Annotated in this window: 19 protein-coding genes and 1 tRNA gene; 17 read left to right on the top strand and 3 right to left on the bottom strand. The window is 70.8% G+C overall.

What is annotated here, in order from left to right; genetic code table 11:
• Positions 1-3 precede the first annotated feature (3 nt).
• Positions 4-933 (bottom strand): XRE family transcriptional regulator, encoded by a 930-nt coding sequence (locus ACIPXB_RS01075; protein WP_401442878.1) that lies wholly within the window; start codon positions 931-933, stop codon positions 4-6.
• A gap of 734 nt (positions 934-1,667) precedes the next feature.
• Here ACIPXB_RS01075 and ACIPXB_RS01070 point away from each other — a divergent pair.
• From ACIPXB_RS01070 to ACIPXB_RS01045, 6 genes are all read left to right on the top strand, one after another.
• Complete coding sequence (locus ACIPXB_RS01070; RefSeq protein WP_401442876.1) at positions 1,668-2,246, top strand: ATP-binding protein; 579 nt, start codon at positions 1,668-1,670, stop codon at positions 2,244-2,246.
• A gap of 66 nt (positions 2,247-2,312) precedes the next feature.
• Positions 2,313-2,510 carry a DUF5999 family protein gene (locus ACIPXB_RS01065; protein ID WP_401442874.1) on the top strand — a complete coding sequence of 66 codons (198 nt, stop codon included), beginning with the start codon at positions 2,313-2,315 and terminating at the stop codon, positions 2,508-2,510.
• A 62-nt stretch (positions 2,511-2,572) separates the two neighbouring features.
• Positions 2,573-4,393 carry a glycoside hydrolase family 15 protein gene (locus ACIPXB_RS01060; protein WP_401444365.1) on the top strand — a complete coding sequence of 607 codons (1,821 nt, stop codon included), beginning with the start codon at positions 2,573-2,575 and terminating at the stop codon, positions 4,391-4,393.
• A gap of 53 nt (positions 4,394-4,446) precedes the next feature.
• Positions 4,447-5,331, top strand: coding sequence for a hypothetical protein (locus ACIPXB_RS01055; RefSeq protein WP_401442872.1), 885 nt, complete (start codon positions 4,447-4,449; stop codon positions 5,329-5,331).
• Positions 5,332-5,414: 83 nt separating this feature from the next.
• A complete protein-coding gene (locus ACIPXB_RS01050) occupies positions 5,415-5,651 on the top strand; it encodes a hypothetical protein (protein WP_401442870.1) in 237 nt (78 codons plus the stop codon).
• On the top strand, positions 5,648-6,952 hold the full coding sequence (locus ACIPXB_RS01045) for a M14 family zinc carboxypeptidase (protein ID WP_401442867.1): 1,305 nt from the start codon (positions 5,648-5,650) through the stop codon (positions 6,950-6,952). The genes ACIPXB_RS01050 and ACIPXB_RS01045 overlap by 4 nt, the downstream gene beginning before the upstream one ends.
• Before the next feature lie 378 nt (positions 6,953-7,330).
• Here the strand turns inward: ACIPXB_RS01045 and ACIPXB_RS01040 are convergent, their stop codons facing one another.
• On the bottom strand, positions 7,331-8,653 hold the full coding sequence (locus ACIPXB_RS01040) for an XRE family transcriptional regulator (RefSeq protein ID WP_401442865.1): 1,323 nt from the start codon (positions 8,651-8,653) through the stop codon (positions 7,331-7,333).
• A 233-nt stretch (positions 8,654-8,886) separates the two neighbouring features.
• Between ACIPXB_RS01040 and ACIPXB_RS01035 the strand changes: the two genes are divergently transcribed.
• From ACIPXB_RS01035 to ACIPXB_RS00985, 11 genes are all read left to right on the top strand, one after another.
• Positions 8,887-9,495 (top strand): rRNA adenine N-6-methyltransferase family protein, encoded by a 609-nt coding sequence (locus ACIPXB_RS01035; protein ID WP_401442863.1) that lies wholly within the window; start codon positions 8,887-8,889, stop codon positions 9,493-9,495.
• Entirely contained in the window at positions 9,483-10,661 is a 1,179-nt protein-coding gene (locus ACIPXB_RS01030; protein WP_401442861.1) for a phosphodiesterase, read from the top strand. Before ACIPXB_RS01035 ends, ACIPXB_RS01030 begins: the two co-directional genes overlap by 13 nt.
• Positions 10,658-11,473 carry a TauD/TfdA family dioxygenase gene (locus tag ACIPXB_RS01025; RefSeq protein ID WP_401442859.1) on the top strand — a complete coding sequence of 272 codons (816 nt, stop codon included), beginning with the start codon at positions 10,658-10,660 and terminating at the stop codon, positions 11,471-11,473. Before ACIPXB_RS01030 ends, ACIPXB_RS01025 begins: the two co-directional genes overlap by 4 nt.
• Entirely contained in the window at positions 11,470-12,030 is a 561-nt protein-coding gene (locus tag ACIPXB_RS01020; protein WP_401442857.1) for a dCTP deaminase domain-containing protein, read from the top strand. Before ACIPXB_RS01025 ends, ACIPXB_RS01020 begins: the two co-directional genes overlap by 4 nt.
• Positions 12,027-12,551: a dCTP deaminase gene (gene dcd / locus ACIPXB_RS01015; protein WP_401442855.1), complete on the top strand. Its 525-nt coding sequence runs from the start codon at positions 12,027-12,029 to the stop codon at positions 12,549-12,551. The genes ACIPXB_RS01020 and dcd overlap by 4 nt, the downstream gene beginning before the upstream one ends.
• A complete protein-coding gene (locus tag ACIPXB_RS01010) occupies positions 12,548-13,291 on the top strand; it encodes a PIG-L deacetylase family protein (protein WP_401442852.1) in 744 nt (247 codons plus the stop codon). The genes dcd and ACIPXB_RS01010 overlap by 4 nt, the downstream gene beginning before the upstream one ends.
• A complete protein-coding gene (locus ACIPXB_RS01005) occupies positions 13,288-14,022 on the top strand; it encodes a WbqC family protein (RefSeq protein ID WP_401442850.1) in 735 nt (244 codons plus the stop codon). Before ACIPXB_RS01010 ends, ACIPXB_RS01005 begins: the two co-directional genes overlap by 4 nt.
• On the top strand, positions 14,019-15,125 hold the full coding sequence (locus tag ACIPXB_RS01000) for a glycosyltransferase family 4 protein (protein WP_401442847.1): 1,107 nt from the start codon (positions 14,019-14,021) through the stop codon (positions 15,123-15,125). The genes ACIPXB_RS01005 and ACIPXB_RS01000 overlap by 4 nt, the downstream gene beginning before the upstream one ends.
• On the top strand, positions 15,122-16,792 hold the full coding sequence (locus ACIPXB_RS00995) for a proline--tRNA ligase (RefSeq protein WP_401442845.1): 1,671 nt from the start codon (positions 15,122-15,124) through the stop codon (positions 16,790-16,792). Before ACIPXB_RS01000 ends, ACIPXB_RS00995 begins: the two co-directional genes overlap by 4 nt.
• 197 nt (positions 16,793-16,989) lie before the next feature.
• A tRNA-Ala gene (locus ACIPXB_RS00990) sits at positions 16,990-17,064 on the top strand.
• Between the two features lie 74 nt (positions 17,065-17,138).
• Positions 17,139-18,218, top strand: coding sequence for a UDP-N-acetylglucosamine--N-acetylmuramyl-(pentapeptide) pyrophosphoryl-undecaprenol N-acetylglucosamine transferase (locus tag ACIPXB_RS00985; protein WP_401442842.1), 1,080 nt, complete (start codon positions 17,139-17,141; stop codon positions 18,216-18,218).
• 7 nt (positions 18,219-18,225) lie between these two features.
• On the opposite strand, the gene ACIPXB_RS00980 is transcribed toward ACIPXB_RS00985, so the two are convergent.
• Positions 18,226-18,603, bottom strand: a complete 378-nt coding sequence (locus ACIPXB_RS00980) for an HIT domain-containing protein (RefSeq protein WP_401442839.1) — start codon at positions 18,601-18,603, stop codon at positions 18,226-18,228.
• Positions 18,604-18,785 lie beyond the last annotated feature (182 nt).

Genomic DNA, 18,785 nt, shown 5'->3' with positions numbered 1-18,785 from the left:
CTGTCACCTCGGGCCGGGCGGAAGCTCGATGATCTCCAGCAGCTCGCGCGCCGCTCGGCCTGTACGTATCGACGGCGGAAGGACCTCTACGACCTCTCGGGCCCTTTCCTCCACGATGGGCGTGCGGTGGGAGGGGTCCATCCGCAGGAAGGTGGTGCCGGCCAGCTGGCAGGCTTCGTCGGGACTGCGATCCCGCGCAAAGCAGATCGCGGCCTCCAGCCGGAGCAGGGCCGGATCGATCCCGCTCTTGTCCCGGTAGAGAGCAAGAGCCTCCTCCTGGACCACGCGTGCCTCGCGGGTGTGGCCGAGTGCTGTCAACGTGCCGCTCTTGTAGAGCAGGTAGCGGCGCGCCGGAAAGGCGAAGGCGTCGGTGGCCGAGTCCCCGCCGAAGTGCTCGAACGCCTTGGCCGCATAGCGCAGGGCGGCCTCCGCCTCGGCCTGGGCGCCGAGCTTAGCAAGGGCCCGCGCTTCTGCTGCTGCCGCGAAGGCATGCGTGGCGCTGGTCCGTGCTCTGCTACTGATCACCCTGGCCTCCCGGCATAGGTTCACTGCGCTGACGGTCGGACCGTAGTAGAAGGGCAGCATCGCGGCCTGAGCCCTGACGCGGGCACGAAGCTCGACGTTCCCGCTGTCGTCCGCAGCGGTACGCGCCGTGGCGTACCACGATCTTGACCGCACAAGGTCGCCGAGCTTCATGAGCGCGTCCGCGGTCAGCGTCGAGATCATCGCTGTCAATTCGGAGAGGCGGACCTGAACGGTGGCTGGCTGCCGGGACGCGGCTAGCTCCTGGACCTCTGCGAGAAGGTCCAGAAGACGACTTAGCATCAAGGCCGGTGGCGTGGAGACGTACTCCTGGCTGGCCCAAAGGACCATCTCGTCAATGTGGTCCAGCTGCGTTGAGTTGACCGTGGCGGAGGCCAGGGTGCGGTCCACCGCTCGGCGTACGGCATCGACCCTGGCAGCGAGAGACCCAGCAGCAGCCGGAGCGCGCCCTGCAAAGTCAGGCACGCTGTGCTTCTCGGCGCGGTATCCGTCAGAGGACCCTGTCCGAAGAACGATTCCCGCGACCGCCCCGGCGTCGTCCAAGTCCAAATCGCCTGGTGAACAAGCGTAGAAGGCTGCCAGCACGAGCACGGTTGCATGGAGTGGCCGGTGCTTTCCTGTCTCCCATAGGCGTAGTTGCTCCACGGTGACCCGCGGGGCTCCGCTCTGATCGGCGACCAGCCCTCGGATCTGTTCCACAGCGCCGGTAAGGGTGAGGCCCCTGGCCAGACGCTGCGAACGCAGGCGAGAGACCGAGCAATGCGCATGAATCGAGGAGGCGATCTCGCCGATTGAGCGTCCGCTCTCGGCCCCGCTCTCGCGTAACCGCCGTGCGCAGGACGGACCGTGAGGTTCAAGGCCACTTCGCATGAAGACGATTCCCTTCCGGCTCGCTCGCCAGCGTACTGATCTGTTGTCCGGTCGGCGTCAGAAAACGTGACTCCGTCGACCACGGACCCGGAAATACGTGAAGGGTCACGCACGCCCGTCGCGCATGCGTGCACCGTCGCGGTTGCTGCTCCTGTCTGCGAGGGCGAACGTTGCCCTCCCCGTGGTCCCGAGCTCACACGCTGCTCGCCGGCCCGGACATTCGACGGCCCCCTCTCCAACTCGGGAGGCACATCGTGTCCCAGGCACCACACCCGAGCGACAGGCTCACGCTGGCCACCACCCCGAACGCCGTGGGCCTTGCGAGGTTGCACACCATAGACGTCCTCTCCCGCTGGGGCGTGTCCGCCGACGTGATCGAGACGGTGCGGCTCATCGTCTCGGAGCTGACGACGAACGCGGTGCAGCACTCCGAGGAGGGCGAGCAGGTCTCGCCGTACTCCCCCCTGTCGCCCCTGAGGACCTTCGAGCTGCAGCTTCAGATCGTCTACGGGGCGGTCCGGGTATCCGTTTGGGACATCGACGAGCGTCCGCCCGTCTTGAAGCAGGCCGGCGTCGACGCCACCGGCGGCCGGGGGGTCCTCCTCGTCGCCGTCATGAGCAGCAGGTGGGGGCACTACCCCCTCCGCGACAGGCACGGGAAGGTCGTGTGGGCCGAGGTCAGTCTCGTGCCCATGAGCGAGCCGCGCAGAGACGGACGGGAACGGTCGCTCTTTGGCGAGCCGGCCGTGACCGGGCGCGTCGCGAAGCCCCGTGCGGGTGAGGCGGACCCGCGTCTGCTTGGCCGGCTGCTTGTCGCCGTGAGGGGCCTTTGAACCCAGCGCCCTTGGCCACGGCCCTTCCCTCCCTCTCCCCTGTCCACCTCCACCAAGGAATCCACCATGTGTGAGCACCCGACGCCGTGCCCGTCCGCTGACTCCCCCGACCGGGAGGCGGCCCGGCCGACCGCGAGCCACCCCGAGCAGGGCTGGACCCGGCTGTGCAACGGCGTCCTTCTCTTCGAGGACACCGGCGAACTGCTCCCCGACGGCCAGATCATCGCCCCGCACCGCCCCATGACCGGGGCGGTGGCCGCGTGACCGCCCTCACCGCCGTCCCCCACCAGCACACGGCGGACCGTTGGCCTGTCGCTGGCCAGTGGATCGAGGACCACGGATACGTGAGCGATCAGCGAGGCAGTGCCCTGGTCCGCCGTGACGGCTCCATTCCCTGGCTGTGCATGCCCCGGTACGACTCCGCCGCCGTCTTCACCAGCCTCCTGGGCACCGAGCAGCACGGCTTCTGGCAGGTCGCGCCCACCATGCTGATGGACGGCACCGCGGTCCCCGCCTCCGGACGCCAGTACGCGGGCAACTCGCTCATCGTGCAGACCACGTGGAGCCACGGCACCGCCAGCGCCACCGTCTACGACTTCATGGTCCCTGGCGGCGGCTCCCCGCGCCTGGTGCGGGTCGTGACCGGGCACTCGGGCGCGATGACCATGCGGTCGTTGCTACGGGCCCGCCCCGATTACGGAAGCGTCGTGCCCCGGATCGTCGAGTTCGACGGGCGCCACGCGATCGACCTGCCGGAGAGCGACGGCGGCAGGCTGTGGCTCGACGCCACCGTCCCCGTGCACATCGACCGTGCCGACCTCGTCGCGGAGTTCACCGTCACCGCCGGCCAGACGGTCGCCTTCGGCCTCTCCTGGCGGGAGGGCGCGGACAGCCCGCCGCCCGCCCCCGCCGATGACGCCATGCTGGGGTTCACCCTGGAGTTCTGGGAGAGGTGGGCGGCCCGCTGTACCTACACCGGCCCCGACCGCGAGGCGGTCGTCCGCTCCCTTCTCACCCTGGGCGCCCTCATCTACGCGCCGACGGGCGCAATCGTGGCGGCGCCGACCACGTCCCTGCCGGAGGAGATCGGCGGCGTCCGGAACTACGACTACCGCTTCGCCTGGCTGCGCGATGGGGCGCTCACCGCCGGCGTCCTGCGCAAGTACGGCTACCTGCGTGAGGCACTCGCGTGGGCATGCTGGGCTGTGCAGGCCAGCCTCGGCCAGGATCGGCGGCAGATCATGTACGGAGTCGGCGGCGAAACGGAGCTGCCGGAGATAGAGCTGGGCTGGCTGCCGGGATACGAGCGGTCCGCGCCGGTCCGCATCGGCAACGCCGCCGCCGGGCAGCTCCAGGTCGACATCTACGGCGAACTGGCCATGGAGCTCTACGAACTCGCCCAGGCGGACAGCAGCTGGGCCCGGCGGCTGGGTTCGGTCATCGTCGCGCTCGCCGGGGAACTGGAGCAGGTCTGGGACCAGCCCGATTCGGGGATCTGGGAGATGCGCGGGCCCGTGCGCCACTTCACCCACTCCAAGATCATGGGCTGGGCCGCCATCGACCGTGCTATCCGCACCATCGAGGCCGGCCACGCCGACGGGCCGCTGGAGCGGTTGCGGGCGCTGCGCGACACGATCCACGCCGAGGTGTGCGAGCGGGGCTACGACGCCGACCTCAATGCCTTCACCCAGTCCTACGGGTCGCGGGATCTGGACGCCTCTCTCCTGCACGCCATGCTCTGCGGGTTCCTGCCCGCCGACGACAAGAGGGTCATCGGAACCATCGAGGCGATCCAGCGTAAGCTGGGCACCGACGACGGGTTCGTCCTGCGCTACCACACCGCCGGCGACCACGTCGGGGCGGACGGATTCCCCGGCGATGAGGGGCGGTTCCTCTTCTGCTCCGGGTGGATGGCCGAGGCCCTCGCCATGATCGGCCGGCCTGACGATGCCCGCACCGTCCTCGACAGCCTCCTCGCCGTCCGCAACGGCCTCGGCCTGCTCGCCGAGGAGTACGACCCGCGCACCGGCCGCCAGCTCGGAAACTTCCCGCAGGCGTTCAGCCACGGCGGCCACTTGGGCGCAACCGCCGCGCTCGCAGGCTTCGGCGCTTTCAGCACGCTCCGCCTGGCGGGGGCGGAATCGTGACGGCCAGGGCACACACGCAATCGCTCCTGGGGGACGGGGACACGCCGGACTGGATGCCAGACTGGATGCCGACCAACGGCGAGACCGTCCGCCGTGCCTGCGGCGAGGACTTCGACGCCGTCCGCGTCACCGCCGATCTAGCCGCGCCGGCGCTGGCCGCCCTCGGCCCCGGGCAGGGACCGGTCCTCGCCAACAACACCACCAAGACCTGGGTCTTCCTGGTTCCGCCGGGCTCCGCACCGCCCGGCCGCTGGGCCCTGGGGGTGCGGGTCATGCCGCGCGGCGCGGCCATAGGCATCCCTCCGATCGGAAGGACCGGCGGCCGGGACGTCCACTGGGCCGTACCCCCTGGCCGGGGCGTGACCTATGTCGAGGACCTGAAGCGGATCCTGACCGGCTCGCTCCCTCCTGCCGCCCCCGCCCGCAGGGCAGGCAGGAAGGCATCTGCCACGACCCCGGACCCACGCCGCGCCGCAGCCGCGGTCCGCCCGCGTCCGCTGTCCCCGACCCTGCTGAAGGTCGGCGCTCTCCTCCTCGCGGGTCACTCGGACACCCAGATCGCCAAGGAATTGTCCCGGTCCCTCACCACGGTCCGGGCTCACGTGCGGCAAATCGGCAACCTTCTCAACGCCCCCAACCCGGCCCTCAAGGCCGCGGCTCTGCTCGCTGGCGGCCATCTGCCCCCGCCGCCAGTTCAGATGCAGGCCCCCGGCCTCGTCCCGGTCGACCTCGCCGTCCTGCGCGTACTCGCCGGCATCAGCAGGGATGCCGAACTCCCCGTCGCACTGCGTCCCACCAGCCCCTTCCTTGACCACGTCGAAGGGCTCCGTGAACGGTGCGCTGCCCGGACCGACGCCCACCTCATCGCCCTGGCCACCGCCTGGGGCCTCCTCCCCACCCTCAACAGCCCCGCCTCCAGAAGGGAGCCGCAGCCGTGATCCGCAAGGCACGCTTACCCGGCCCCGGTTTCAGATTCGGGAGGTTCGATGCCGAATCCGTCCCCGGCCTCATGATCCTGGGCATGAACGCGATCGGTCTCGCCTTGGCCGGAGCCCTGGTCGCTGACGAGATCAACAGCACGGGCGGAATCGCCGCCGCATCCACGCCGGACCTGGAGCCGCACGCCGAAGAGCAGCCGCACGACGCGGCCAACGCCACGGCGTCCAGCAGCATCCACACCTACCGCTACGCGACGCGCCCGGCCCAGCAGACCGCCCCACCGGCTGGTGACGGCCTCCGGCAGGAGGGCTGGTCGTGACCGCCGGTACGTTCGCCCCGTACATCGGCGACAGGCCGCCCACCCTCGATGAGCTGGAGCGGGAGCTGGGGAAGATCGCCTCCGAGCACCCGAAGGTCAGCACCCTCCACGAGATCGGCCGCCCCCGCACCGGCCGCCCCATGACCATGCTGACCATCCCCGGCGGCCACAAGCACGTCCTCGTCATCGGCGCCCCACACCCGAACGAACCGATCGGCCTCGCGGTGATCCCCGCGCTGGCCCGGTACGTCGCCGAACACCCCGCGGACCGCGAGACGGTCACCTGGCACCTCGTGGGATGCGCCGACCCCGACGGCGTCGCTGCCAACGAGGACTGGTGGTCGAGGGCCTGGCCGCCGCCGATGGGTTCGTACCACCGCGGGCTGTACCGCCCCCCGGCCGCCGCTCAGCCCGAATGGACCTTCCCCGCACCGTCGTTCAGCGTGACCATGCCGGAGACTCGCGCCCTCATGAGCGTGATCGACCGCGTGCGTCCGGCCCTAACCGCCTCGCTCCACGGAAGCGACACCGGCGGCGTATGGGCGATGGCCTCCCGCGCCGAGCCCGCCCTCGCCCCGGTCATGGCGGACCTGGCCGCCCAGTACGGCCTGACCGTCGAGGAGACGCCCTCGGACTGCGTCGGTCTCCCCTCCTTCGGGACTGGCGCCTACCTCCTGGCTGCCCCTCCCAACATCAGAGCGGACGCTGGCAGCAGGGAGGACGACGACTGCGAGTGGGAGCCGGCCGGAGCCAGCAGCGCCCACTACACCGCCCGGCACGGTGGCCTCGGCCTCTTCCCGGAGGTCCCGATATGGGCGTCCACCCCGCTCAGGCTCGCGCCCCAGGGAGCCATCGGCGTTCTCGAGGACGCGCGTCACGTGCTCGGTGACCTCATCCCCGAGCGCACTCCAGTCACGAACGAGGAAACCAAGTTCCTGACCGCCGCGAAGGAGATCCGCTCGTTCATCCCCGTGATGACCCGGAACATCCAGCGCCAGCCCGGATCCGGCAAGGGGCAGGACCTGGTCCTCCTCGTCCCGACACGCGCCGCCGGCATGCTTCTGCGCCACTACGACCAGCTCCTCGCCGCCGACGCTGATTACGACCAGCTCCACGAGCTGCGAGCGAAGACTGAGGCCGTCCTGCTCGCCTGGTGCCACCGTGCCGAAGAGGCGCTCCGGCCCCAGCCCCTGCCGTTGTCCCGTACGGCCGGCTACCAGGCCGACCTTGTCCTGGCCCTGGCACGGACGCTCCCCTTCACTGCGGCCGGCACCTCTGCGAGCCGCCGCAACACCCGCTGACCGCGCGTCTGCGACATGCCGTTCTGCCTCCAGCCGGTGTCCCGTCACCCGCGTCACCCACGGAGGTCCGCTCCACCCCAGAGACAGCCCTGCACCCCGTCCTTGACCACTCTCTCTGACTCCCGGAGCCCCATCAGTGACAGCGGCACCCGAGATTCACACTGACCCGCCCCACGCCGGCGAGGGCCTGAAGCGGTCACTCTCCCTGCTGTTGACGGGCCTGGGCATGGCAGACGCCGGACGGACGGACGAGGCAGGTTCCGTCTACACCCAGACTCTGGAGCAGTACCGCGGCCTGCGCGCAGTGAACGCGGAGCGCGTGCGGCGGCGGTCGGAGGTCTCCCGGTGACCCGGAAAACAGTGCCTGCCCTTTCCGAGCTATGCGACGGCGTGCAGCAGTTCAGGCACGCCTTCCGCCGTGCGGTACGGCCTGAAAGCAGGAGCCAGGTCTCGGACGAGCTGGACGCATCGCGGGGCCCCGATCCGTTCGGCCAGGCGGAGGGCTTCGAGGGCGTCGGCAGCTGCTGCTTCGGGTTCGCGACGGCTGAGATAGCCCTGCGCCCGGTATGCCAGGAAGACTCCGCGGGTCTTGTCGCGGCTGGCCGGCAGGAGCGCTTGGCCTTCGGCGATGAGGCGGTGCGCCTGCGTGGTGTCGCCGAGGTCAAGCAGACACCGGCCCGAGTCGACGGCGAGGTCGGCGGGCGACATCCACGAGCACCAGGCGGGGGTGTCGTCTGTGCCCCCGGCGTTGAGCAGGCGTTCTGCCGCATTCAGAGAGCGCAGGGTGGCGCGACGTTCGCCGAGCGCGGCGTGTGCGCGTGCCAGTCGCAGGTGCAGCAGCGAGCTGGCGGCGGGATGGGTGGTGCGGCTGAGGGCCTTGGTGAGGATGCCGGCGGCGGTGACGGGGTCATCCCGCCAGGAGGCCTGATAGGCGAGGTCACTGAGGAGGGCCGCGCCCATGTCCCGGTCGTTGCCGGCGTGAGCGTTGTGCAGCCCGGCGATCCAGTACCGGCTGGCGGCGCCGTGCTGGCCGTGGTCGAAACGGATCCAGGCGACCGTCTGGGAGAGGCTGGCGGCGAGCCTGTGCAGGCGCGCCCCCAGGGGGCGGGTGTAGCGCTGCTCCTCGATCAGGTCGGTGACGCGGACAAGGTGGGCGTCGTAGAGGGGCGCGATGTGCTGGCGCTGCTCGGTGGCCAGAGCGTTGAGGCGGGCGCTGGTCTCCTCCAGCAGGGCTACGACGTCCTCGCCCACCGCAGCGCCCGGGCGCGAGGGGCCGGCCGCGAGGGCTACGGGCTGGGTTCCGGCCCAGCTTCCGGCCAGGATGACGAGCGCGGATCCGGGGATCGCGCTGAGGAGGGTTCGGCGGTCCATGGTGTGCAGGGCCTCTCGCAGAGCGGGCACGATGTTGGCTGGGCCGAGTGGCACGACACCCTGATCGACACGGGGAAGCCAGGCAGGCCAGGCGGCGGGGTCTACATCACCGGCCGGGATGCCCAGGACTTCCGCGATGTAGGTCTGGGAGACCGCGTCGGGCCGTACGCCATTGACCTCCCACTTGCGCACCCGGGCCTTGTCGACGCCAGAGCGAAGTCCGCGACGGCCAGCAGCGCCGTGAATCGCCTCGGCGAACTCCACACGGTTGAACCCGCGCGCGATGCGGACCGCGGCCAGCGGGTGGGGTGTGCGCTCATCCTCGTCCACGACGAAATCCAATCAGGCAGGCACGACCCGAGCGTACCGCCGCAGGCAACGGGACTCCCACGGGACTCCCGCCAACCCCTGTGGCAGCAAGCACAGTTGACCGACACTCGATCATCCCGGCGACCCTTCGGTCCCTGTGGCGCATCACCCCGGCTCCGGCTTCACGGTGCCCCTGTGCGCACCCGACTGCGGCATTCGACGCCGAACAGGTGCCTCGCGAAAGGACTTCCTCAGTGATCAAGCAACCCTTGATGGTGGACGAAGTCGTCGGCGGCGCGGCCGACCGCTATGCCGCTCTCGGATTCCAGACCCGCGGGGACCTCGGGCAGCATTTCCTGCGCACCCCGGACGCCGCGCACGCCCTGCTGGAGCGGGCCGGCATTCCGGCCGGAGCGCACGTGCTTGAGGTCGGAGCGGGGCTGGGCACGCTCTCCTGGGCGATCGCGTCTGCCGGACACCGCATATGGGCGGTGGAGAAGGACGAGCGGCTGAGGGATGACTTGACCGAGCGGCTCGCCCCGTTCGGGGCCCGGGCCCGCGTGACCTTCGAGGACGTACGCCGCGTCGACCTGGATGGCGGCCTGGACCTCGGCAGCGCGCTGGTCTCCATCATGCCGTTCGACCCCGAGCTGGCCGCCGACCTGATCCAGCACGTGTTCACCTGCCCCCGCGTGGAGTTCGGACTGGTGGTCGTACCCAGCGCCTCCGCCCGGCTGCTCACCCGCTGTGCGGACTTGGTGGTGGAGGAGGTCGATGGCATTGCCCGGTCCTCCTTCTGGCCGCCGGCGCCCACCGTGCTGCGGGTCCTCGCGATCGGCCGGAGGTCGACGTGCAGCAACTGATCGCCACGGGCTGCTTCCACTCCGCGCTGCCCGAGGGCCATCGTGCCCTGTCGGCGCTGCGCTCCGCACGGAAGGCCGGAGCTCTGGTCGTCGACGCTGGTGACTTCTTCTCCGGCAGTGCCTTCCACACCTTCTCCGGCGGCCGTGTGGAGGAGGGCCTGCTGGCCGAGCTGTACGACGCGGTGGTCCCCGGCAACCACGACCTACCCGATCTGATGCGGCTGCGTCGTCCCGAGGCGTTCCCGCCGGTGGTCTGCGCCAACGTCGCTCCCCCGCGCGCCTTCGCCGGCCGCTGGATGACCGGGCTGGTGCTTGACGGGGCCTCGCTGCGGGTCGGGATCGTCGGATACCTGGGCGAGCAGGCGTACGAGGCGATCCCTCCGGCTGAGCGCGCGGGTTTCACCTATCGGGCCCCGACGGCCGCGCTGATCGCCGCCGAAGCCGATGCGCTGCGGTCGGCGGGGGCCGATGTGGTGGTGGGGGTGAGCCACAGCGGCTTCCTCGCCGATGTCGCCGACCAGGAAGCCGGGTGGCCGCTGACCACGGTGATCTCCTCGCACTGCCACTCGCCATGGACGCACTGGACGGCAGGGACCCGCCACGTGGTCAAGCCGGGCGCGCAGGGCTCCGGACTGCTCCGCCTCGACCTGGGTATGGACGGTCCGCTCAGCGTGGGCCACGACAGCCCGGCCGCGGGCGGCCCGGAGGACGCGGCGCGCGGCATGGACGCGGAGTTCGAGGCGTTTGCGGCGTGGGGGGCGCACCCTGTGGGCCGTCTCACGGCCGCCCTGCCCCGGCGGGAGGACGTGGCCCGCATCCTCGCAGCCCGCGCGCTGCGTGCGACGGGCGCCGACGCCTTCGTCCTCAACACCTACACGCTGCGCGGAGGACTGCCCTGCGAGGTGACCCGGGCGGCGCTGTGGGCCTGCCTGCCCTTCGACAGTGACCTGGTGGTGCTGGAGGGAAGCCACTCGCCATGGGCCCTGGACGAACAGGCCCGCGAGCTGGGCGAGGACCTCACCGTCGCTCCCGCCCCGGCCGGCGAGCAGCCGGGGCGCATCGCCACCACCGCCTATCTCGCAGGGCGCCTGGGACTGCCCGCCCTGCCTCCTGTCCAGCCGTGCACGCTGCACGGCGTCCTCACCGCCTGTCTGGAGACGTCATGACCGACCTGCTGCATCTGGACGCTCGCGTGTTGACCTGCGGCCCGACCGCACCGGACGCCTTCGCGCACGCCTTCGACGGCCCCGGCGTGGGCCGGGCGCTCGTCACATTCGGCTCCGAGAACCACGACGGGAATCTGGACGTCGCGCTGAGCATGCTGTCCACCCTGGGCACGGTCCTGTCCCTCTACCCGGACCGGGGCTGCTGGGATGAGCTGACGGTCCGCGACGATGTCGACCCCGGACGTACCCACGGCGTGGGCGAGAACCGGCTGCACGTCGACCTCGTCGACCGCGACCGCAGCCCGCGTCTGATCGCCTTGTACTGCGTGCGCGCGGACCCGGCCGGCGGCGGCGCCTCTGCCCTGTCCGACCTCCACACCGCTGCCGCGGACCTCGACCAGGCCGACCGCGAGCTGCTGCGGCAGCCGGTGTTCTCCTACTTCACCGACCACGGGGTGCACGGCGTCGGGGAGGGCCTGTCCCGCTTCCCCGTCTTGCCTGAGCTCCTCGACGGCCGGGCCCCGATCCGCTTCACCTCCAAAATGCTCCCCCACCTCCAGCGCGGCGAACTGGTGGACGGCGGCGCCCCCGAGCAGGTCGCGGCTGCGTTCGGCCGTCTCGTGAAGGCCGCCGAGTCCCAGCGGACCACCGTGCGCCTGCAGCCCGGCCAGCTCCTCGTCTTCGACCAGTGGCGCTACGCCCACGGCCGTATGCCGCTGGGCCCCGGGCAGAGCGACCTGCCGCCTGGCCAGCGGCGGCTGCTGAAGCAGGCCTACGGTCACCGCCCCGAGGCGAGTGGAGGAACACGATGATCCTCACCGGACCAGCGATCCGCCAAGCCGTCACGAGCGGGACGATCACCATCGACCCGTTCGACCCGCACCTGCTCAACCCCAACAGCTACAACTACCGGCTCGGCGACCGACTCGAAGAGCTCACCAGCCGGCCGGCCGACCCCGCCGTGCCCGCCCGCACGCGCACCATCTGCCTGACCGATGACGGCTTCGTGCTCCAGCCGGGCACCGTGTACCTGGGTACGACCGCCGAGACGATCGGCAGCGAGGCCTTCGTCACCAGCCTGATCGGCCGCTCCTCCCTCGGCCGTCTCGGTTGCTTCCTGCAGATCTCCGCCGACCTCGGCCAACTCGGCGCCGTGCACCGTTGGACGCTGGAGATCACCGTGGTCCAGCCCCTGCGGATCTACCCGGGCATGCGCGTCGGGCAGGTCTCCTTCTGGCGTCCGGTCGGCAGCCGCTCCCCCTACTACGGGCACTACGGCACCCTCAGCGTCCCCGCAGCCTGGTCGCCGCGCGCAGTCGCCGGCCACGGCGCGGCCCCCGCCCTTCTCCTCCAGGAGGTGACCACATGATCCTCACCGGCCCCGAGATCACGTCCCGCGTCAAGGACGGCCGCATCCGCATCGAGCCCTTCGACTCGAGCCACGCCCAGCCCAATTCCTACGACTTCCACCTCGGCGAGACCATCGGCTCGTACACCAGCCACGTCCTGGACTGCGCCCGCGACAACCCCTTCGAGCAGCACCCCATTCCCACCGACGGGTTCGAGCTTCAGCCGCACCGCATCTACCTGGCCGCCACCCGGGAGCAGATCGGCAGCGACTACGTCGTACCGATCATCCGGGCCCGCTCCTCCATCGCCCGCCTGGGCCTGTTCGTCCACGTCACCGCCGACCTGATCGACCTCGGCTCCTTCGGACAGCTCACCCTGCAACTGCACGCCGTGCAGCCGGTGCGCATCTACCCGGGCATGTTGGTCGGGCAGGTCACCTTCTGGGAGACGACCGGGGACCGCGTCCTGTACGACGGCAAGTACCAGCACAGCAGTGGCCCGCAGCCCTCCAAGGCCCACGTCGACTTCGAGGCCCGGTGAACACCCCCACGGCCCCCGGCCGCGAGCCGCACGGTCCTGTGCTTGGCGGGCTGGGGGAGAAGGTGGTGGCGGTCGTCGCCCACCCCGACGACGCCGAGCTGCTGTGCTACGGAACGCTGCGCCGCGCCAGCCAGGCCGGAGCCACCGTAACGGTGGTCGTGGTCACCCACGGCGCCAACGGCGTCTCCCTGGCCGACGCCGCCGACGGCCGACGCCTGGGCACCGACGAGCGGGCCGAAGAGGTCCGCGCGGCCTGGCACTCCACCGGCATCCACCTCACCTTCCTCGGCATGCCCGACGGCGCCCTGGTAGCCGACCGGCGCCTGATCTCCACCTTGGAGGCCGAACTGACAGGCTTGGGATGCACGCTGCTGATCACCCACAGCCTGAACGCCGACACCGACCACCAGGACCACCGCGCGCTGGCCGGGGCCGCTGTGAACGCCGCCACCCGCGTGGCCACCTGCCACACCGTCCTGCACGGCGAGCCCCACGCCCCACGCTCCTCCTTTGCTCCCACCGTCCTCGTCGACATCACCGAGCACCTCGACGCCAAGGTCACCGCCCTGGCCGCACACCGCACCCAGGCCGGCCGTTGGTACCTCGGCAAGGACTACACCCACCACCGCGCCGCCCAGGCCGGATGGCGCCTGCGCCCCGCAGCGGCAGCCGCTGGGCGCGCGTACGAGTCCTTCGAAACCTCCGTGCTCACCCTCTTCCCCCAGGAGGACCGGTCGTGATCTACATCGAGCAGCCGCCCTTCGCGCCCTGGCTGGGCTTCTGCGAGGCCCTCTTCGCCTGCGACACCGTCGCCCTCTACGACGACGTGCCCTACACCGACGGCGGATACCAGAACCGCAACCGGATCAAGACGGCCGACGGGGTGCGCTGGCTGACCGTCGCGGTCACCCGCGCCCCCGGGCAGCTGATCCGCGACACCCCCATCGCCGCCGGCTTCGACGCCGACCTCATGCTGCGCACGATCCGCCTGGCCTACGCCCGCACCCCGCACATCGACGAGGCCCTTCACGTCCTGCGGCCCGTGCTCGGCGCGGGGCACACCTGGCTGGTCGACCTGAACCTCGACCTGCTCACCCACATCCGCGCTGCCCTCGGTGCACCCGCGCGCCTCCAGCTCACCTCCGAGCTGCGTATCGACGAAGCCGACCGCACCCGGCGCCTGGCCGCCATCTGTGGCGCGGCTGGCAGCAAGGTCCTGTGGGCGGGATCCGGCACCCGCACCTACCTCGACACCACGGCCCTGGCCGAGCACGGCGTCAGCGTGCGGTGGAACGAGTACGCCGACCGCCACCCCGTCTACCGGCAGGCCTGGAGCCGGCAGGGCTTCGCGCCCAACCTGTCCGTCATCGACACCGTGTGCGCGCTGGGCTGGGCGGGCACTGCGGCGCTCCTGCGCAGAGGCCTCGCCGCCTACCTCCAGCAGTACGCCCCGAAGGAGGCGACCGCGTGACCCGCCCGCTGATCCTCACCGGCATCGACCTGCCCCTGGAGCCCTCGTGCGGCTCGACCATCTGGTGCAGCGACGTCTACACCCGCCTGGCGGGGCACGGCTACGACACGGTGTTCGCGCACCTGCCCGGCAGCGGCACCTGGCAGCACGGCTTCGCGGCAACCGCCCAACTGGCCACGGCAAAGGCACCGTATGGGCCTGGCTTCGACGCATACGCCCACGCGCTCACCAACGAAGTGGCCGGCCTCGTCCGCGACCACAGACCCGACCTGATTCACGCGCAGCACCTGGGGTTCGGCCTCGCGCTCGCCTTCGCCCGGGCGGCCGGCGACACGCCTATGGTGTCCGTCGCGCACGGCACCGACGTCATTGCCGCCACCGAGCACAAGCAGGCGCGAGCCGTCCTGAACGAGATCGTTGACGCGAGCGTGAGCGTCATCGTCCCCAACCCGGCCATGGCCGACGAGGTCAACCGGCTCACCGACGGCCGACACACCGGCCGGCTGTTGGTCGTGCCCTGGGGCGTGCCGCTTCCCGAAGCCCCGACGGCTCACCCGCGCGCCGGAAGGCGGCTGCGCCTGGTCCACGCGGGTCGGCTGGACACCAACAAGGACACGATCACCGCCATCGAGGCTCTGGCGCGGACCACGGGACACCGGCTCACCGTGATCGGCAGCGGCGACGAACTGGACACCCTCACCCGGCGCGCCGCCGAACTCGACCTCGCCGACCGGGTGGCGTTCGAGCCGTTCCTGCCGCGCCGGGACCTGTTCAAGCGGTTCGGCGACTTCGACGCGATGCTCTTCACCACCCGCACGCTGGAGGCCTACGGCCTCGTCGCCGTCGAAGCCCAAGCGCACGGCCTGCCCGTCCTGTTCAGCAACGTACCCGGGATGGCCGCCACCCTGGGCGCCGGCGGCCTGGAATTCCCGCCCGGCGACGCCGTCGCGCTCGCCACGCTCATCGACAAACTGGCCGCGAGCCCCACCACCCGCCAACTCCTCCACGAAGCAGCCATCGCCAACGCCCGCGGCTACGACATCGCCCACACCGTGGCCCACCTCGCCGCACTGTCCCGCACCGCGAGGGGAGGCTCCCGATGACCGACGTCCCTCTGTACGCCAGCCGCCTGTGGCCGCCGGTTAGGCCCCGCACCGGCGATGCCTCCGCCTCCACCCTCGACCTGCTGCACACCCTCGGCCTGATCTCCCGCACCGACGCGACTGGAGTCCACACCCTCCTGCCGCTCGGCGTCCGGGTCCACGACCGGCTCTCCGCCATCGCCCGCCGCGCCTTCGAAGAACGCGGAGCCCTGACGTTCGCCCCGCCCACTCTGCAGAGCCGCACCCTGTGGGACCAGACCGGGCGCTGGGACGTCTACCGCCGCGAAGGAGCACTGCTGACCGTGTCCTCCTCCAGTGGCGAGGAGATGTGTCTGGCCCCTACGTCCGAGGAGATCGCGGCCTCCACCGTCCGCGACCACCTGCGCTCCCACCGGGACCTGCCCGTCCGCCTGTCACTGAGCACCACCAAGTTTCGCGACGAGCTCTCCCCGCGCGGCGGGCTGATGCGAGGCCGCGAGTTCACCATGGCCGACGCCTACACCTTCGACACCGGACCTGACACCATGCGCGACTCCGTCGCCTTCCTCAACGACGCCGTCGCCGCCGCCCTCACCAGCATGGGACTGACGGGCACGTTCACCGCGCCCGCCGACGGCGGCAGCATCTCCGCCGGCCCCAGCACCGAACACCTCGTCCTCGCCGACAGCGGGCAGGGCACCATCGTCGCCTGCAGCCACTGCGGCAACCGCGGCGACGGCGCCGTCCTCGCAGCCCAGGCCCCGGCGCCCGGCCCGGACCCGGTAGTCAACGTCATCGCCTTCACCCTCACCCTGCCCGACGGCACCACCCAGACCGCGACCGTCGCCATCCGCTCCGACCTCCAGGTCAGCCAGCGCAAGATCGCCGCTGCCACCGGCGCCGCGCGCGTCGACCTCCTCGACCCCGACCTCCTGCCCGACCAGCTCGGCAAGAAGGCCGGCACCCTCACCCCCTGGGACGCCACCGACGCCACCGACGTCCTGCCCCTGTACGACCTGTCCGCCGCCGAACTGGAGACCTTCAACATCTCCGACGGAGACACCGGGCTGCGCGCCGGCGTCCGCTGGAGCGGCACCCCGGGCCTGCGCGCACTGCACCCCCACGGCACCGACCTGCACCACGCGACCGAACACAGCGGCTGCGGAGCCTGCCGCCAGGGCCGCTACGGCGTCCTACGCGCCGTCGAGGTCGCCCACGTCTTCGAACTGGGCACGCAGTACGCCACCCCGATGAACCTCAGCTACAGCGACCCCGCCGGCCGCCCCGCCACACCCTGGATGGCCTGCTCGGGCATCGGCATCACCCGATGCCTGCAGACGGCCGCCGAACTCAACCGCGACCACCACGGCCTGCGATGGACGCCGGGCACCGGCCCCGCCGACGTCCACGTCGTGGTGCTGCGCGCCGATCAGCCAGACATGCGCGAGCGCGCGGACCTTCTCGCCCGGCGCCTCGCCGACCGCCACATCAGCGTCCTCGTCGACGACCGGCCCCTGCCCGCCGGCGACAAGCTCCGCTACGCCCGCCTCCTCGGCCTGCCCCACGCCGCCGTTCTGTCCCCCGACCACCCCGACACCAAGATCGAAGTCATCGCACGCCGCACCGGACGCACCACCCGTACTGATCTCAGCCACATCGTCAGCCAGAACCCTTTCACGCACACATAGACCCACAGCAATAAACCACCAGGAAAAGCAGGGCGAAACCCAGTCCAGGCGACGCCTAGAATTGCCGTACCCAAAATCGAAAACCTTACCTGCAATTCAACGGGCCCGTACGACGGCGGGATTCATGCGCTCGACCGTACGGGCCCGTTGACCGCAGACCTCAGGCCGTCTAGCGTCCTTCTCATCGCAACTCGAAACGGGTCGTAGCTCAATTGGTGGAGCACGGCAAAAGCGTTGCCGAGGAGCTGGTTCGAATCCAGCCGACCCGACCACTATCCACCCCCAAGGCGACAGGAAGAGCGCTCTCGCGGTGAAACACGGTGCGATCATTTCAGAAAAGGGACCGATGAAAATCGCCATCACGGGCGGCGCCAGCGCCGGTCATGTCGTTCCGGCCCTCGCTGTTGCCGGCCAGCTCCGTGACCGTGGCGCCGAGCTGGTCTTCCTCGGGCGCGAGAACACCATCGAGCACGACTACGCCCAGCGCGCCGGGATTCCCTTCCGCCATGTCCCCTCGGCCGGGCTGCGCCGCCACCGCTCCGCAAGCAACCTGCTGATGCCGTTCAGGGTCGCCCGGGGCATCTTCACCGCCTTCACGGTGCTGCGGCGCGAGCGTCCCGACGCGCTGTTCTCCAAGGGCTCGTACGTCTCCGTGCCCGTCGGGATCGGCGCCGCCCTCGCCCGCGTCCCCGTCGTCATCCACGAGAGCGACCACTCCCTTGGCCTGGCGAACAGGATCCTGGGGCACGTGGCCACCACCATCTGCCTGAGCGTCCCGGCTTCCGGCCCGACGCCGCGCTGGATGCGCAACAAGACTCAGGTGACCGGGCTGCCGTTGCGAGCGGACCTTGCCGAAGCCAAGCCCGAAGCGCTGCGCGAGCGACTCGGCGTCCCTGACGACAAGCGGGTGCTGCTGATCTTCTGCGGAAGCAGCGGCTCTCAGCGCATCAACGCCGCCGTCCGCGCCCAACTCGACTGCCTGTGCGAGCGGTACAGCGTGCTGCACGTCGTCGGCAAGGGCAACCTCGCCCCTCAGCTCGCCGTCCGGCCCGGGTACTGGCAGCTGGAGTACCTCCACGACGACATGCCGCACGCCCTGGCCCTGGCGGACCTCGTCATCGGCCGGGCCGGTGCCACCACCCTGGCCGAACTCGCCGCCCTGGAACTACCCGCCGTCCTGGTACCACTGCCGGCCTCCGTCAGCCGCGGGGACCAGCTCGACAACGCGCGCGCCTTCGCCGCCCAGCACCCGGAACGCTGCCGCGTCGTCGCCGACGAGCAGCTGACCGACCCCGGCACCCTCATCCAGGCCTGCGCTGCCCTGTCCGCCGTCCCCCGCGGCGGACAGGGCGCCCGGCCGCGGCCGGAAGCCGCGGCCCAACGCATCGCGGACCTCGTCCTGCGGGCAGCAGGCCGGCGCAAGTAGCGCGATATCAGTCGTGGTTGCCGTACATGTCGCGGATCTCCGCCTCGCTCTCACCCCGGTAGGTGAGGTGCCAGTGCATGTGCTTCGACTCCTGGTACAGCCCCAGGTTCGTCGTCACCGAGCACGATCCGTGCTCCTTCTCCACCCCAGCGGCCACCTCCCGCACCACCGCGACAACCTCGTGCAGAAGGCCTTCCTCAGAGTTCCCGAGGTCGGTGAGCGAAGGGACGTGCTCCTTGGGGATCACCACGATGTGCACCGGATACGACGGATTCGTGTGGTGGAAGGCCAGCACCCGATCAGTCTCCGCCACCTTCTCGATGGGGACCGCGCCGGTGAGCGCCTGGTGGCAGTAGAAGTCGGAGACGGTCGCGGTACCGGTCACAGGTGCACACCTTCGTTGGGCAGGAATGTCGGACGATCGCCCGCCGCACGTGTTCGCCGGGCAGGCGCCGACGCCAGCGTAGCGATCAGCCAACCTACAGCCGAATCAGCTCAACACAGGCTCCACGAAAGGGTGTTCGTCGAACACTTGCCGCACTCCATGGAACTCTCCCGCAAGGGAGG

Source organism: Streptomyces sp. NPDC090022 (genome assembly GCF_044748145.1).
GTDB lineage: Bacteria > Actinomycetota > Actinomycetes > Streptomycetales > Streptomycetaceae > Streptomyces.
The sequence above is the reverse complement of the archived record's forward strand: the minus strand, read 5'-3'. Positions and strand labels throughout refer to the sequence as shown.

Excerpts from the sequence above, each read along its gene's own strand:
- ACIPXB_RS01065 (WP_401442874.1), top strand. The coding sequence starts at position 2,313 with ATGTGTGAGCACCCGACGCCGTGCCCGTCCGCTGACTCCCCCGACCGG.
- ACIPXB_RS01055 (WP_401442872.1), top strand. The coding sequence starts at position 4,447 with ATGCCAGACTGGATGCCGACCAACGGCGAGACCGTCCGCCGTGCCTGC.
- ACIPXB_RS01050 (WP_401442870.1), top strand. The coding sequence starts at position 5,415 with ATGAACGCGATCGGTCTCGCCTTGGCCGGAGCCCTGGTCGCTGACGAG.
- ACIPXB_RS01025 (WP_401442859.1), top strand. The coding sequence starts at position 10,658 with ATGACCGACCTGCTGCATCTGGACGCTCGCGTGTTGACCTGCGGCCCG.
- ACIPXB_RS01020 (WP_401442857.1), top strand. The coding sequence starts at position 11,470 with ATGATCCTCACCGGACCAGCGATCCGCCAAGCCGTCACGAGCGGGACG.
- dcd (WP_401442855.1), top strand. The coding sequence starts at position 12,027 with ATGATCCTCACCGGCCCCGAGATCACGTCCCGCGTCAAGGACGGCCGC.
- ACIPXB_RS00995 (WP_401442845.1), top strand. The coding sequence starts at position 15,122 with ATGACCGACGTCCCTCTGTACGCCAGCCGCCTGTGGCCGCCGGTTAGG.
- ACIPXB_RS00985 (WP_401442842.1), top strand. The coding sequence starts at position 17,139 with ATGAAAATCGCCATCACGGGCGGCGCCAGCGCCGGTCATGTCGTTCCG.